Consider the following 15,304-nt stretch of genomic DNA (forward strand, 5'->3'; position numbering starts at 1 on the left):
GAGAAAAATTCTATGGGTTTAGAAACTAGGATGGATCTATCAAGCAAAAAAACAGTTACACTAGCCTTGATCTTGGAAAGTCTAAGCAAAACAAAAATGATGCCTCAAGTCAGCCGTTCAAGCTAAATTATATTCTCATTTCTAATGTCATACATATCGGTTACTAAAGCTAAGCACCTTGGAGGTTTCCCGAAATTTATGGTTTCCAAAAACATCTGCTTCCAGGAGGAAACACTAGTAGTAATAAGCTAGTCTATTTTCCAACAGAAGCAAGGGATTTTTTCGTAGCTCTATGATTGATGATCGTACTAGTAATTTAAACAATAAGTTGATCGGTTTTTGTGTCAAAGGTTTGACAGCGAATTACCGAACAGTAAATTTGTTAGTCGGAATGTTCGTCGCTGTTCCCGTCACTTTGGCATTGCCTGTGGATGCTTTGCAAGTAAAAGTGATTCCGACTAATCCTAAATTAGGGGATACGCTGTCGATAGAGATTAATCTAGATAATCCAGAAAGTGGTGGCAATCCAACGGTGGCTGTTGGCCAGAAGACTTACCCAGCATTTGCAATTGCACCGAGTAAGTATCGGGCTTTTGTTCCTACAACTCCATTAGAAACTGCTGGAACTAGAAAATTCAGGATTTCTGGGGATGGTCAGGTGCAAAATTTGGCGGTGAAAGTGAGCGATCGCAAATTCCCCGTACAACGCATTAATTTACCACCTGGAAAAGCCGGACTGCAAGCGACAAAGTTGGAACTTCAACGCGTAGCAGCTTTTAAGGCACTACAAACACCACAAAAATATTGGAGTGGTTCCTTCCTGAAACCAAACGCAGGGCGGATTAGTACGACCTATGGTGTACGTCGCTACTATAATGGTAAATTTGCAAATGACTACTACCATCGTGGCGTTGACTACGCTGGCGCAACGGGTTCGCCTGTGACAGCCCCAGCCGCAGGGCGAATTGCTTTGGTTGGTAGGGTATCTCAAGGGTTTCGGGTTCATGGTAACGTAGTTGGCATTGACCACGGTCAAGGCGTAACCAGTATTTTCATGCACCTGAGTCGTATTAATGTTAAAGAAGGTGATTTAGTGAAGGCTGGTCAATTAATTGGCGCAGTCGGTTCAACAGGTGCTTCCACAGGCCCGCACTTACACTGGGGGCTATATGTCAATGGGCAATCTGTTGATCCAACACCCTGGCGAACCAACATCTTTAATTAGTAGAGACTCAGTTGATTATGTCGGTACATAATTTGTGTTTTTTGTACCTATAATTAGGCAAAATAAATTAGATTGATACCGTCCCTACCTTGCTTGGCTAGAGTAAAGATGATGAGCGTTATGAGTATCGAAAAAATTGTAGAACAAGCTCTCCAGGATGGTTATTTGACACCAGCAATGGAAGCAGAAGTCGGACGAATCTGTGATAATGCCTCGGAACTCTCAATTGAGGAGTACATGGCACTGGATCGGCTGATGGGGTCACTGTTGACTGGTGAGGTAGTGGCGGTACCTCGCAAACAATTTATTAACGTCATGGAAGAACTGGTATTGACGGAAGCGATCGCCCGAGTAGCAGAAATTGAAGCTACCAGCGAAAGTTCTCTGGATGTCGGAGATATTGCCGCTTACGCCCTCAACCGTCTCCCACCTTTGTATGCTACTACCGAAGAAGGTGCTAACTACCAGCGTCAAAGGGCTAAAACAGAACTTCAAGAATTAATTTCTCAGCAAGTAGGCGAAGCGATCGGCCGTTACCTGGATAGACCTAATTTCTTCCCAGAACGTCAGGACTTGGGTAAAAATACTGCTAATGATGTTGTACGCCAAGTCAGTGCTTTACTCCAGGCACACGCACCTAACTTTGAGCAAAAATCACCACAATCTTAATAAAAGTCGGTGGGAAACTCTGTTACGAAAGTGGTTACAGAGGGATAGCCGCCCGCCGACTTTGGGCATTGGGCATTGGGCATTGGGCATTGGGCATTGGGCATTGGGCATTGGGCATTGGGCATTGGTAACTTCTTCCTTATTCCCCATTCCTTGTCTTAAAAAGTTTCCCACGGCAGGAAATCCGCCGTGGGAAACTTTTCGCCTGTGAATGAAGTTTTTCATAGTTATTAGGACTTACGCACTGTACAAATAAAACATTATGTGTACGAACGGGATTTGGTCGTTCCAGACTTTTGACAATTACCGTTACATAGATGGCGATCGCTAAAAGACAATTGAAAAATCACGTTTTCACGCCTGAAACCCATACCTGATATCTAGTATTTACTGTCAATGCGTAAGTCCTAGTTATTTGTCATTAATCATTAGTTTTTAGACAAATGACTAATGACCAATGACTAACAACTTTTGTTTAATTACGCACTATTACAGTTGTGCCTACTTTGACCTGCTCATACAACATTCTGACATCAGGATTACGCATTCTCAAGCAGCCGTGGGATACAGCGGTTCCCACCACTTCCACCTCTGGCGTACCGTGAAAGCCAATTTGATTGCGTCCATCTGACCAAAAGCCAATCCATCTATCTCCCAAAGGACTATCAGTACCTGCCTCAAAGACTTTGCCAGTAATTGGGTGACGCCAAATAGGATGGTGTTGCATGTGCATCACTTGGAAATCACCTGTGGGTGTTTCCCAACCTTTCTTACCTATAGCAATCGGGTAACTGGCAATTACCTCATCTTTGGCATAGACATAGGCGCGGTGGTCGCTTAAATCAACAACCACTTGTGTATTAGAAGATGACAGTTGATTAGATGATTTTTGTTGAGGTAAAGCCTGAGCTAATAGAGACTTTGGCCAGTTGTCTTTAGTTGTATTATCCCTTTGTTCTGGCGCTACTAATCGTGCTTTGCTTGGGAGGCCAGTCACTCTAGTTACATTTTTGCCAATAGCCAAGGGCTTTGATTTAGAAACCCTCTGATTTTCTTTGCGTCGATTAGACACAGACACACCCAGTGCATCCTCTAAGCCCACTTGTGAGAGATTGCCATAAACAGCTTGGCGGCTTCCTTGAGGACTGGAATCTGGCCGCAACGAAGCAGATGCGGGTTTTCCAAAATACGGTTCGGCTGTAGTAATGCGCCAATGGACAGCCAGAGATAAAATTGCTGTGCCAAAACAGAGCATCATTACCATACGCGCTACTGATTCATTTCTTACCATTGCCATCGCTTATTGTTTATCCCTGACATATCCAGCAAATAAATTGGATGCACTCATGCACCAAGGGTCAAAAATTTATAAATACTTCTCAATTTCATTATGAATCTGCTAATACTTCTGGGCAAACTAAAGCTATATAAACTTTGCCAACAGAAAAAATCTAAGTAGAAAACTTCATTTCTTTGAAGTTCCAAAGGTCGGAAGCCTTTGCTTGAAACACTCTCTGGAACTCTCGAAATGTAGCAATCAATCATTAATGGTGTGGGTGGAACAAAGACCATGTTTGAAAAAATATTGCTAACAGTCACAATTACATTTTCCCTCAATTTCTTTTTTCAAGTTCGTGTACCCGAACACACTAATTTTGGTAATTACCAACAACACTCAGAAAAAACATCAACTATTCTAGTAACAAATTCAAAAAAATAATAGTCATAGTAAATACAGCAGCCTAAATTACAAAAACTCTAACCTAGCTTTTAAGGGTATCAAATCTTACGTCTTAGATCCAGGATAAAGTATGAAATAGTGTGAAAGGGACTGGGGACTAGGGACTGGGGGTAAAATCGAAAAATTATGGTGGGGGCTTTTACCCGCCACCAAATTTTCAAAAACTTTTCCCAGTACACAGTACCTAGTACCCAGTACCGGAGCGGCGTTCCTCCCCCACCATACATAAAAGTTGGTGGGGGAGGAACGCCGCGACCAGATGAAATATGAATTGAAAAGTGCAAAATTTTGATCCCTCATCTTTAAAACCACATTTAACTATTTTTGTCAATAGCGTATACTTAGTTGCAAGTACTAGCACACGTATGCGTAAAATTGCTATTCCCTTACCAACTGTTAACTGATGGATAAAAAAGAAATTGTGCAAGCAAAATTAAGGAGATAGTGGCTTTTTCTGTTGCCTATAATGTGCCCAAACTTGTATACCTCAGTGTTACAGTCAAAAATCCGTCACCTTACCAAGGAACTTCGTGCTCATTAGCAGGTCTAATAGAAAGGGATGATTTAAAGCCAGTACGATCTATGAGCCAGTCGATTACTGTATCCTGGTCAACTGTTGATGCAAGGTATCCAGAAGCATCAGTGCAAGTTGACAAACTCTCTAATCATGATCTGATTTTGCGCTGTCAAGTGGGGCTGCGCCCTGATCGTGCTGCGTTTGCAGAACTATTGCGCCGCTATCAGACACAAGTTGATAGGGTTTTGTACCACCTGGCTCCCGATTGGTCAGACAGGGCTGATTTAGCTCAAGAAGTTTGGATTCGAGTGTATCGGAATATTAACCGATTGCAAGAGCCTTCTAAATTTCGGGGCTGGTTAAGCCGAATTGCCACCAACTTGTTTTACGACGAGTTACGCAAACGCAAGCGGGTTGTTAGTCCGTTGTCCCTGGATGCTCCTCGCTCGGTAGAAGACGGCGAGATGGATTGGGAAATTGCTGGAGATACCCCCGGACCAGAGGAAGCACTTACCACAAGAGAATTTTACGAACAATTACGGGAGGCGATCGCCGATTTACCAGAGGTGTTTCGTACTACTATTGTCCTGAGAGAAATCGAAGGCATGGCGTATGAAGAAATTGCCGAAATCACTGGAGTTTCCTTGGGTACGGTGAAGTCGAGAATAGCCAGAGCTAGATCTAGACTCCAAGCTCAGTTGCAAAATTATCTAGATATCTAATTTACAGCACCTTCTCTTTGCCCATTAACAGAATTTAAGCATTGATTAAGAATTGTGAGGAAAAAGCAGATTACTTCTGTCATCAGGAGGAAAAATGATTAATTTCTCCGGATTGTCAGAATCCTTTACCCGTGTATGAGTTGGTAATAATGTTAAGATGACTACTGATTCTCAATTTTATGACCGTTCCCGCTCGCAACTAACTAAAAATTTGCCAAATGGAATGGCTAAGAATACCAATGAATCAACGGGTTTTATGGACATGGTGAAGCGCGATCGCTTCGAGTTATTAAGTGCCTACCTCGATGGTGAGGTAACAGCCGCTGAACGCAGGCAAGTAGAAGAATGGTTGGCAAACGATGCCTCAGTCCAATGCTTGTATGCCCGATTATTAAAGCTACGGCAAGGCTTACGGACTTGCCCAGTACCAGCAGCCCAACAGTCACCAGAAGCAACAGTCCAGCAAGTATTAGCACGTTTGCATCGCCGTTCTTGGTTAGCTTGGACGTTTGGAGGTGCGGCTATTGCTGCTTGCGTTCTCGGCGCAGTATCTGGTGTACTACTTGGTGGTGGTGCAAAAGCGCCGCAACTGGCGCAAAAGCCACCAATAGAACCAACACAACCGACTTCAGCGTCTATTGTCCCTTCAGCTTCTCCGCTGATGGTGGGATTAAATAATCCAGTAATTGAAATTCCCAAAGCAGCAGTAGCTTCTCCGGAAAATCGATTAAATCATGTACAACCGCAACAACGAGATACCAAACAAGATATTAACTAATTACAAAGTCAACAGTTAATTCACAGTTCATACCTGCACTTTGGAGTTAAACAGGAGTTGCTCCAGTAGCCATCTGGTTGAGGAAAACCTCTAAATTGGTAAACTCGTTCTTGGGTCATTAAGTAGACCTAATCGCAACCCAGGAATGATCCTTTTGGCTAATAAGGCTCCATAATTTATAAACTGGAGTTTAGACTAGTTCCCGGTGCGAAACTAGAGACACAGTAAACCAAAAGTATTATTAAAGCGGAAAAAAAGAAAAAATAGCATGGAGAGTGATAATGGCAGCGAAATAAATTAAGAACTCAAATATTTGGGAAAGAAAGTAATGCTGATGAAGTGATTTGCATCTGGTTTCAAATATTAATTAAGAAGAGAGTAAGCATTAATTGAATATGATTACTTAATAGATAATTATACTCATTAATCACGTTAAAATGCTAAAAAAGCGTTTTGAGTATTATTAGAGATTAAAGATGGCTGAAAGTATTAATTCTAATTTATCTAGATATAACCCAGCAGCAATTGAGGAAAAATGGCAAAAAACATGGGCAGAACTTGGCTTAGATAAGACACCCGCAGCAAGCGACAAGCCAAAATTCTACGCTCTGTCTATGTTTCCTTATCCATCCGGTAGCCTACACATGGGTCACGTCCGTAATTATACAATTACTGACGTCATTGCTCGCCTTAAGCGAATGCAGGGCTATCGGGTGCTGCACCCAATGGGTTGGGATGCGTTCGGCTTGCCAGCAGAGAACGCTGCCATCGACCGTGGTGTTCTACCAGCAAAGTGGACTGATCAAAATATTACTCAGATGCGGCAGCAATTGCAGCGTCTTGGTTTGTCTATTGACTGGGATAGCGAAGTTGCCACTTGTTCGCCAGATTATTATAAGTGGACGCAATGGATTTTCTTACAGTTTTTGCAAGCGGGGTTAGCTTACCAAAAAGAAGCAGCGGTAAATTGGGATCCCATTGACCAAACGGTGCTAGCAAACGAGCAAGTTGATAACGAAGGCCGTTCCTGGCGCAGTGGGGCAATAGTTGAGCGCAAATTATTGCGGCAATGGTTTTTGAAGATTACCGACTACGCTGAAGAATTGCTTAATGACTTGGATAAGTTGACAGGTTGGCCAGAACGCGTCAAGTTGATGCAGGCAAATTGGATTGGCAAATCAACAGGCGCTTACTTGGAATTTACCATCATTGGGTTAGATGAAAAAATCGCTGTATACACTACACGTCCAGATACAGTTTATGGTGTCAGCTACCTAGTGTTAGCACCAGAACATCCTTTCACAAAGCGCGTCACCACCAAAGCACAACAAGCCGCAGTAGAAACCTTTATTAAAGAGGTTTCCAATCAAAGTGAATTGGAACGCACTGCGGAAGATAAACTCAAGCGGGGTATCTCAACAGGTGGTAAGGCAATTAATCCATTTACAGGGGAAGAAGTGCCCATTTGGATTGCTGATTATGTACTGTATGAGTATGGTACTGGGGCAGTGATGGGTGTGCCTGCTCATGATGTGCGGGATTTTAAGTTTGCCCAAACTTATGATTTAACGATTGATTTTGTCATCGCTTCGCTAGATGATGTTGCGGATTTTCATTTAACTCCAGCATCAGAGATAGATGAAGTCACACAACTTATTCAGGTTGAATATAACCAGGCATACACTGAACCAGGAATCTTAATTAATTCTGGGCCTTTTACTGGCATGACTTCTACAAATGCTAAACAAGCGATTGTTGAATACGCCGAAAAACAAGGTTTTGGTAAAGTACGGGTACAATATCGCTTGCGGGATTGGTTGATTTCACGACAGCGGTATTGGGGGGCACCTATCCCAGTTATTCACTGTCCCAACTGTGGAATAGTACCAGTACCTGAAGCCGATTTGCCAGTGCAGTTGCCGGAAAATGTCGAGTTTACCGGACGCGGTGGTTCGCCTTTGACTCAGTTAGAAAGTTGGGTAAGTGTGTCTTGTCCAACTTGTGGCACTCCGGCGAAGCGAGAAACCGACACGATGGATACCTTTATTGATTCTTCGTGGTATTTCTTGCGGTTTCCTGATGCCAAGAACGAGCAGCAGGTTTTTGATTCCAGTAAAACCAACGACTGGATGCCAGTGGATCAGTATGTGGGTGGAATTGAACACGCGATTTTGCATTTGTTGTATTCGCGGTTCTTTACTAAGGTGCTACGGGATAGAGGCTTGTTGAATTTTGATGAACCCTTCCAACGTCTTTTGACTCAAGGCATGGTACAGGGCTTAACTTACCTAAATCCCAACAAGGGCGGTAAAGATAAATGGATTCCCTCAAATCTTGTGAATACAGATGATCCTCGTGACCCTCAGACAGGTGAACCACTGCAACGCCTTTATGCCACCATGTCCAAATCTAAGGGCAATGGTGTCGCGCCGGAAGATGTAATTGGTAAATATGGCATAGACACAGCACGGATGTTTATCTTGTTCAAAGCGCCGCCAGAAAAAGACCTGGAATGGGATGAAGCTGATGTAGAAGGACAATTCCGCTTCTTAAACCGGGTGTGGCGCTTGGTGACAGATTATGTTGCTGCTGGAGTATCCCGTAAGAAAGCCCAGCTATCAGATTTGTCTAAGCCGGAAAAAGACTTGCGGCGGGCGATTCACACTGCTATCAAAGCAGTGACAGAAGACTTAGAGGACGAATATCAATTCAACACAGCTATTTCAGAATTGATGAAGTTGAGTAACGCCTTAACTGATGCCAATTGCAAAAATTCACCAGTTTATGCGGAAGGAATTCAGACTGTGGTAGCGTTGCTGGCTCCTTTCGCACCACACATTGCTGATGAATTGTGGCAGTTATTGGGTGAGAGCAATTCAGTCCACACTCAAACTTGGCCGTCTTTTGATCCTGCTGCTTTAGTAGCTGATGAAATCACTCTGACGATTCAGGTTAACGGCAAATTTCGCGGCGTGATTCAAGTGCCGACGCAAGCAGATAAAGCAGCCCAGGAGAAGTATGCCTGTGAATCAGAAGTCGCCCAGCGTTATATCACAGGCAAGGAGATTAAAAAGGTAATTGTAGTACCTGGGAAGTTGGTGAATTTTGTAGTCATTTAGCTTAAACCGACAGAAGCCCCATATCCGACCGAAGGCGGTGTGGGATGAATGACGGGGCGGTGAGGAGTCCCAACCCCGATCAATAACGACTATCACTCGTTTAGCGTCATCGTGTCTTTACATTTTCAAAAGAAACTCTTTCCGAAAACTTCTCAAGATGGGTGGTAAATGTTACGCTATCCCATCATGACCATCAAGCGCCGACAATTTATTACAACCTTTGGGCTAGCTGCCTTAACTACCCAAATCCCACTACCTACCGCCCAAGGCAAGCTGTCCCCAAACACCATCCTTAAACCGCCCTGCCTACAAATCGGTGATACGGTAGGATTGATCGCCCCTGCGGGTATTATTGACGCTAAAGACATCGAAGCAGCAAATGAATCTATATCACGGTTAGGTTTAAAAGTCAAGCTAGGGAAGCATATTTTAGATCGTTACGGCTATTTAGCTGGAAAAGATGCCGATCGCGCTTACGATGTTAATGTTATGTTTGGCGATCGCTCTGTGAAAGCAATTATTGCTATGCGTGGAGGCTGGGGCTGTAATCGCATTTTACCCTTACTCAACTACTCGCTAATCCGTTCTCATCCCAAAATCCTTATGGGGTACAGCGATATTACTTCTCTATTGTTGGCAATTAATGCCCGCAGTCGGGTGATTACTTTTCATGGGCCAGTGGCTACGTCTACTTGGAATCAGTTAACGGTAGATTACCTCAAGCGCATCCTATTTAATGCTGAAGCAGTAACAATGCGAAATCTGAACACTAGCGGAGTGCAAGCGCAGGCGATACCTATTACTTCGGGTGTCTACGTTCCAAGAAAAGCTAGAGGTAAACTTGTGGGTGGTAACTTATCAGTGCTGTCAGCGATGGTAGGATCACCTTACTTGCCTTCCTGGAACAAAAGCATCTTGTTTGTAGAAGAAATAGGTGAGGATGTTTACCGTATAGATCGGATGCTGACGCAGTTAAAAACTGCTGGTATTCTTAACCAAATTTCTGGTTTTATTTTTGGGCAATGTACTAACTGTAGTCCTGGGAATGAACCGTCATTGACTTTAATGCAAGTATTGCAAGATCACATACTTCCTTTAGATATTCCCGCTTGGTACGGTTCAATGATTGGTCATATTAAGGATAAATTTACTGTACCAATTGGTTTGGAAGTAGAAATAGATGCCAATGTTGGGACAATAAGAATGTTAGAGGCCGCTGTCAGCAAAAAGAATGACTCAATTAAACGCTTTTATTAACTTGCTCATAAACATCTAAAACTTGACGCGCACAAGATTTTTCAATGTCAGATGCATAAAAGAGTGGTTGGACGTTGATTACGGTAAAACTCTCTGTAAAACGCCATCAACCACATATTTACAACACGTCCCATATTTGCTTCCCTGGTTTATCCAGCAACCGCATCTGAATCTAGTTTCCACTCATGCTTGAGCAATTGCTGGTAAGTCTTTTCTTGAATCATCATCCGCTCATACAGCATGAGCAGAAACGTTTGGGCCTGTTCGCGGGACATTTGCTGCACTTGGTCAGCAAAGCAACGGAGGCTAAATTCTTGTTCTAAAGATAATTTCATGGGCTGGTTCATTACTGGCTCCTGTGCCAAATTGGCGAAAACTAGCTATTTTGGTTTGCAGCTAGATACATTGAGCTATACACCCATTGAGCTTGAGGGCCTTCCCTTCTTTGTGGGTGTTATATTCTGTGAATTTATATTAACTAGTATAACAAAATATTTACAAAGCTGAAACGATAAGGGGTCAGCTTTTAACGCAGGGGAACGCAGAGGTATCACTGTGTAATTAAATTTTCAGCTTTGCCAAACCCAAATAACGGATGCCTTCTGGAGAGACGTCAAAACGGCAGGGTAAGACTTCTAAACCTAGAGCGATCGCAGCCCGCAACAACTTACCATATATAGGGTCTGTGATATCACCGGGGGCGAACTCAGTACAATCTCCCCGATTGATAAAGTAAAGCATCACCGCACGAGTTAGAGGTAGCAGCGCCGTCAGTTCCCGCAAGTGCTTTTGTCCCCTTGTCGTCTCCGTGTCGGGAAATACTGCTAATCTCTCCTGCGCCCAAGTTGTGTTTTTCACTTCTAAATAAATCGGGCGATACTCATCACTCCCTGTCAAGAAAAAATCCACCCGACTTTTTTTATCTTGTCCATAAACTACTTCACCCCTAATTTGGCTATAGTCGCCCAATTCCGGGAAAAGTTGTTTTGCCAAAGCTAGCTTCACTAATCGATTGGGTAAAATAGTATTTATGCCTACCCAAGTCGGCTCATTATCATGTACCTGAATCAGTTCCAAGGTGTAAGCCAATTTGCGGTTGAGATTATCGCTTTTAGAAAGCTGTACTGCACTACCAGGAGTCGATACTCCAGTCATTGGCCCTGTATTTGGACAGTGTGCTGTCACTACTTCGCCAGAAACAAGTTGAACATCGGCAAAAAAGCGCTTATAACGCTTAAGCAAAATACCAGGATACAGGGGTGGATAGCGGTAAAGCCAATCAATCATTATGGAACCTTGGAACTGCTAGTAAATATACGTCGATTTTGCTGTAATTCTTCTTTAATGAACTAAAACTGATAGCGCATACACTGTACCGCTATTTAGAAACCTGCCAAAGCAGAATTTGTTTCTGGGGTCTTGTGGAAAAGCCCTATTATTATGTTTGAGCGCCTTCTAATATCACAATTTGTCAATTTTTGTAGTTAATTTTACGACATTTTAATAAAAAGTAGCATATACTTATATTGTATAAGCCTCTCATCAAGAAAAATTCGGGAAGATTTAAACGTGCAAGGAGGTAAATCCTATGCAAAAAGTATTGGGATTAACGGAATTAGAATATGCCTTTCTATTTACCCTGAGAAAGGTAAATTCAATAAATCTAGAAGGTTTTAAGCAATTTTTTAACGAACTACCTCTTGACCCTTATATCAAAGGTAATTATCGTTTTAGAAGATTATCTCGGTTCACAGTTTCTAGAGATTATTTAATCAAACTACCTCATGGCTATCTCTTCCAAAGCAAAGAATATAATCCATTAGTGGGCGATGTAAAAAGAGAGTTTGCAGAATTAGATGATGCACTCATAGAAGTTGATATCTTCAAAAACCTGGTTTTGGCATTTAGTGATTCGTGTAAACTTCATCCTGAAGCTGAAATTGGGGTTCATCAAATCAGAACTATCTGTTCTCCAGATAATTTAGGTAATCCAGCACCTGAAGGTATTCATCAAGATGGCACTGATTTTATTGGTATCTTCTCCGTTGATAGATATAATATTCAAGGTGGAGAAACACATTTATACACTGCTAAAAAAGAAAAGCCTGTATTTAGTAAAATTCTAAATCCCGGTGAACTATTATTAGTCAACGATCATGAATTTTTCCACTTCACTACTCCTATAAAACCACTCACAGACGCTCAGGGAACAAGAGATGTTTTTGTTCTAACTTCCCCCAGTCTACTTTCTGAATAATATTCTCAAAATTGCTATTTTAGTCAACTGTAAATATTTTGCAATCTACAAGATATGGGGAAGTGAATGCAGTCATTTCCCCAGCTTTTTTACCTGGTATTGGAAATAATCGTGCAGATAGTGGTTTATCCAACTTGATAGCTAAAGTTGCCATATCAATTAATAGTGCTGCAATCTTTTCTGTTGTGATATCACCTGGAATTGGCACTGTATCCAATCCACAGCCACAAACTGCTGAATATAATAATAAATTGGTAATATTATAAGTCTGCTCGTTAGCTCTTGCAGCCAGACCTACGTCTTCGCAAACTGGAAGCATAAGACCAGAGTAGCCGCAGATTTTTACTGATACACTTTTCAACACACGAGTCAGCATACCAGAAATTGCCAGTGTTCCTTGATTTCCAAATTTCCCATTCATCAGTAGTATTTCATAAGCAACAGCAATACTATTTTCTTTATCTAAAGATGGCGTAAGAGATGTATCAATACCTCGATATGCAATATCAAATTTATCAGATATTTTTTCAGCGATCGCAGCAATTTTATTCAATTCTACTTCCAATAGTAATTGCAGATTATTTTCTGCTACTTGCATATTCTTGTTCGCATGAATGAAGGCTTGCGTTACCAAATTACCTAATTCCAAACCTATAGCAAAAGATGTATTTCCTGCATGGTAGGAAGTAGGAAAAAAGGGAATATCTGGCTGGCAGTTTGCCCATGCACAGAAGCGAAAATTACCATAGCCATTTTCACTTTCTTGGGAAATTTGTTTAATAACTTTAGCAGATTCCCAGGCATTTTCAAAGTTTATACCAGTCTGGCGATCGCCAATTTTACTTGAGGAGTAAATCACCGATGTATTTCTGTTTATATCTGGAATTATAGCAATAGTTTCGGGTTTACTTGCATAACCAATATTGAAAAAGCTGATATTAAGATTTTGACAAACTTGTTCTAAAGCTTGAATTTCACTGATAATTTCGACTGTTGAAAATCCTTGTAAATATTCTGCCCAAGCATTAGTAGCTATTCTAGTAGTTTGGACTTCGTAGCCTTGTTGTTCAAAAAACACCTTTGCTTGCTGGTTAAATCTAGCCGCGTGTTTAATTTTTTCTATCTCCTTTGAGGATTGAAGTGAGATTCCTGTCGTGATAGTTCTAATTTTCATGACTACGAAGTATCATTAAGATAACAAAAATTTATATATTATTGTTTTAACGTAGATTTAGACTAAACTAAACTCAAAACATTGGAAGTGTATAATATTCCATTGGGTATATACTCTTGATAAAAATTTACAATAACCTGTTCGTTTGGTTTTACGAAGAATAGAAAATAATTGAAAGTCATGCTGAATACTTAAAATATTCAGGGTCAATACCTTTTGGAATTAAACTAACTGATTCAACCAAAAAAACGCCATGAATGAAGATTTTTACAATAAAGGATTAGAAAAAGCTAAACAAAAAGACTATGCTGGTGCTATTGAGGAATTTAACCATGCTTTACAATTAACACCTTACTTTGCTGAAGCTTATTTTCAACGGGGTTTGGCATATTATGACTCAGGCGCAATTCTTCAAGCTGTTTCAGATTACACCGAAGCCCTAAAGCTTAATCCTAAGAGTGTCGATGCATATTATTGTCGTGGATTAGCAAGGGTAGCACTGAAAAATCTGCCAGGGGCGCTGGAAGATGTTGAACACGCTATTCGTCTGAATTTAAATTATGCAGCTGCTTATAGTCTGCGGGGAATTGTGCGGCGCAAACAGGGGTATATTCAAGATGCGATCGCCAATTTTAGAAAAGCAGCAAAATTATATCTAGAGCAACAGGATAAAGAAAATTGTCGCCTCTGCCTAGAAAAGATTAAAAAGTTACAACCCCCAGAAAAACTAGCTGCTCAGCAATTAAGTTATAAAAATACGTCAATCACATCCACAAATGATTATTTTACGCAATTATTAGAAAAGGCTGAAAGAGGAGACACACAAGAGGCGATCGCTGATTTAAACTGGGTGTTACAAGCAGATTCGCTAGATGCCCAAGCTTACTGCTGTCGTGGCGTTGTGCGTTGTAAAATGGCTAGTTATCGAGAAGCGATCGCTGACTTCAATCAAGCACTACGACTAAATTTTCAAGATGCAATTGTCTATCGCAACCGAGGCAAAGCACGTTATTTGTTAGGTGATCATCAAGGAGCGATCGCAGATTTTAACCAAGCACTCCAGATGCAACCGCAGGATGTTTTAGTCTATGTTGCTAGAGGAAACGTCTATCGAGCAATGGGCAATTATCTCAGCGCAATTCAAGACTATAGCCAAGGGTTACAAATTAATCCCGATGATGCCCAAGCCTACTACAATCGCGGCATTGCATATACTTTCATGGAAGAAATGCAAAACGCTGTAGAAGATTATCAGCGGGCTGCAAGTATTTTTTGTGAACAAGAAGATTGGCAAAATTATCAACAGGTTTTAAACAGCCTAGAAAAAATTCAGAAATTTAGTCCTGAATCCAAAAAGCAAAAAGATAACCTGCTACGTCAGCGACTTTTGCGACTAGTTGGAGGATATTGGGAAATCGCTCAAAGATTGATTGACCAAAAGCAAGATTACTATCCTGGAATGTCAGAAGAGTGGTATTTGCAAAAAGTGGTCGATGATTTGGAACGCGATCGCGGCAGCTAATAAATTGGATGATATCTCAACTAAAAAACTAGTTGTTCAGTTTACCTAACTCCCATGCCCCATGCCCGGGAGCAACGCGATTTTGTGAGGTGCTGAAACCTACGACGTATAAGTAATCGGACAGAAATATTTACACATTAGGTTTTAGGCTACATAAGGGTTTCAGGTCGAAATTTGTGTAATTAATTTTGTCTTACTACTTATAGGTTGTTTCAGGATGCGATCGCAACTAGAAAATCAGGTTTTGTTGAGAATATAGAGGTTTAATTGAGAACTAAACCCCGATCTCACTTTTTCGCGTTGCTCCCCCCATGCCCCATGCC

General features: G+C 41.5%; 13 protein-coding genes. 9 read left to right on the forward strand and 4 right to left on the reverse strand.

The genetic code is table 11. The annotated features are described in order from the left end of the window. Positions 1-292 precede the first annotated feature (292 nt). The 3 genes from IQ246_RS13625 (at position 293) to IQ246_RS13635 (ending at position 2,105) form a co-directional block, all read left to right on the forward strand. The gene (locus tag IQ246_RS13625; RefSeq protein ID WP_194003864.1) at positions 293-1,225 is read left to right on the forward strand and encodes a M23 family metallopeptidase; all 933 of its coding nucleotides are present in this window, start codon (positions 293-295) and stop codon (positions 1,223-1,225) included. 120 nt (positions 1,226-1,345) lie between these two features. Then, positions 1,346-1,894: a late competence development ComFB family protein gene (locus IQ246_RS13630; protein ID WP_194003866.1), complete on the forward strand. Its 549-nt coding sequence runs from the start codon at positions 1,346-1,348 to the stop codon at positions 1,892-1,894. Beyond that, positions 1,869-2,105 carry a hypothetical protein gene (locus tag IQ246_RS13635; RefSeq protein WP_194003887.1) on the forward strand — a complete coding sequence of 79 codons (237 nt, stop codon included), beginning with the start codon at positions 1,869-1,871 and terminating at the stop codon, positions 2,103-2,105. The genes IQ246_RS13630 and IQ246_RS13635 overlap by 26 nt, the downstream gene beginning before the upstream one ends. A 264-nt stretch (positions 2,106-2,369) precedes the next feature. Here the strand turns inward: IQ246_RS13635 and IQ246_RS13640 are convergent, their stop codons facing one another. Then, a complete protein-coding gene (locus IQ246_RS13640; protein WP_194003868.1) occupies positions 2,370-3,191 on the reverse strand; it encodes a L,D-transpeptidase in 822 nt (273 codons plus the stop codon). 1,026 nt (positions 3,192-4,217) lie between these two features. Here IQ246_RS13640 and IQ246_RS13645 point away from each other — a divergent pair. From IQ246_RS13645 to IQ246_RS13660, 4 genes are all read left to right on the forward strand, one after another. After that, complete coding sequence (locus IQ246_RS13645) at positions 4,218-4,874, forward strand: sigma-70 family RNA polymerase sigma factor (protein ID WP_194003870.1); 657 nt, start codon at positions 4,218-4,220, stop codon at positions 4,872-4,874. A 157-nt stretch (positions 4,875-5,031) separates the two neighbouring features. Continuing rightward, the gene (locus IQ246_RS13650) at positions 5,032-5,652 is read left to right on the forward strand and encodes an anti-sigma factor (protein WP_194003872.1); all 621 of its coding nucleotides are present in this window, start codon (positions 5,032-5,034) and stop codon (positions 5,650-5,652) included. Positions 5,653-6,128: 476 nt separating this feature from the next. Next, positions 6,129-8,771, forward strand: a complete 2,643-nt coding sequence (gene leuS, locus IQ246_RS13655; protein WP_194003874.1) for a leucine--tRNA ligase — start codon at positions 6,129-6,131, stop codon at positions 8,769-8,771. A gap of 186 nt (positions 8,772-8,957) precedes the next feature. Next, positions 8,958-10,028 (forward strand): LD-carboxypeptidase, encoded by a 1,071-nt coding sequence (locus IQ246_RS13660; protein ID WP_194003876.1) that lies wholly within the window; start codon positions 8,958-8,960, stop codon positions 10,026-10,028. 149 nt (positions 10,029-10,177) lie between these two features. Here IQ246_RS13660 and IQ246_RS13665 read toward each other — a convergent pair whose 3' ends face one another. Both IQ246_RS13665 and sfsA read right to left on the reverse strand, forming a co-directional pair. Further along, positions 10,178-10,375: an NblA/ycf18 family protein gene (locus IQ246_RS13665; RefSeq protein WP_194003878.1), complete on the reverse strand. Its 198-nt coding sequence runs from the start codon at positions 10,373-10,375 to the stop codon at positions 10,178-10,180. A gap of 214 nt (positions 10,376-10,589) precedes the next feature. Beyond that, positions 10,590-11,315 (reverse strand): DNA/RNA nuclease SfsA, encoded by a 726-nt coding sequence (gene sfsA / locus IQ246_RS13670; RefSeq protein ID WP_194003879.1) that lies wholly within the window; start codon positions 11,313-11,315, stop codon positions 10,590-10,592. A 301-nt stretch (positions 11,316-11,616) separates the two neighbouring features. Here sfsA and IQ246_RS13675 point away from each other — a divergent pair, with 301 nt between their 5' ends. Next, positions 11,617-12,285: a 2OG-Fe dioxygenase family protein gene (locus IQ246_RS13675; RefSeq protein WP_194003881.1), complete on the forward strand. Its 669-nt coding sequence runs from the start codon at positions 11,617-11,619 to the stop codon at positions 12,283-12,285. 19 nt (positions 12,286-12,304) lie between these two features. Here IQ246_RS13675 and IQ246_RS13680 read toward each other — a convergent pair whose 3' ends face one another. Further along, entirely contained in the window at positions 12,305-13,459 is a 1,155-nt protein-coding gene (locus tag IQ246_RS13680; RefSeq protein ID WP_194003883.1) for a DUF711 family protein, read from the reverse strand. 253 nt (positions 13,460-13,712) lie between these two features. On the opposite strand from IQ246_RS13680, the gene IQ246_RS13685 reads away from it, so the two are divergent. Continuing rightward, positions 13,713-14,981: a tetratricopeptide repeat protein gene (locus IQ246_RS13685; RefSeq protein ID WP_194003885.1), complete on the forward strand. Its 1,269-nt coding sequence runs from the start codon at positions 13,713-13,715 to the stop codon at positions 14,979-14,981. Positions 14,982-15,304: the final 323 nt, after the last annotated feature.

Origin of the sequence: aff. Roholtiella sp. LEGE 12411 (genome assembly GCF_015206995.1) — a bacterium.
Taxonomy (GTDB): domain Bacteria; phylum Cyanobacteriota; class Cyanobacteriia; order Cyanobacteriales; family Nostocaceae; genus Komarekiella.

Coding starts and splice junctions, on each gene's coding strand:
- IQ246_RS13640 (WP_194003868.1), bottom strand. CDS start 3,191: ATGGCAATGGTAAGAAATGAATCAGTAGCGCGTATGGTAATGATGCTC.
- leuS (WP_194003874.1), top strand. CDS start 6,129: ATGGCTGAAAGTATTAATTCTAATTTATCTAGATATAACCCAGCAGCA.
- sfsA (WP_194003879.1), bottom strand. CDS start 11,315: ATGATTGATTGGCTTTACCGCTATCCACCCCTGTATCCTGGTATTTTG.
- IQ246_RS13630 (WP_194003866.1), top strand. CDS start 1,346: ATGAGTATCGAAAAAATTGTAGAACAAGCTCTCCAGGATGGTTATTTG.
- IQ246_RS13675 (WP_194003881.1), top strand. CDS start 11,617: ATGCAAAAAGTATTGGGATTAACGGAATTAGAATATGCCTTTCTATTT.
- IQ246_RS13625 (WP_194003864.1), top strand. CDS start 293: ATGATTGATGATCGTACTAGTAATTTAAACAATAAGTTGATCGGTTTT.
- IQ246_RS13685 (WP_194003885.1), top strand. CDS start 13,713: ATGAATGAAGATTTTTACAATAAAGGATTAGAAAAAGCTAAACAAAAA.
- IQ246_RS13665 (WP_194003878.1), bottom strand. CDS start 10,375: ATGAACCAGCCCATGAAATTATCTTTAGAACAAGAATTTAGCCTCCGT.
- IQ246_RS13680 (WP_194003883.1), bottom strand. CDS start 13,459: ATGAAAATTAGAACTATCACGACAGGAATCTCACTTCAATCCTCAAAG.
- IQ246_RS13650 (WP_194003872.1), top strand. CDS start 5,032: ATGACTACTGATTCTCAATTTTATGACCGTTCCCGCTCGCAACTAACT.
- IQ246_RS13660 (WP_194003876.1), top strand. CDS start 8,958: ATGACCATCAAGCGCCGACAATTTATTACAACCTTTGGGCTAGCTGCC.
- IQ246_RS13645 (WP_194003870.1), top strand. CDS start 4,218: ATGAGCCAGTCGATTACTGTATCCTGGTCAACTGTTGATGCAAGGTAT.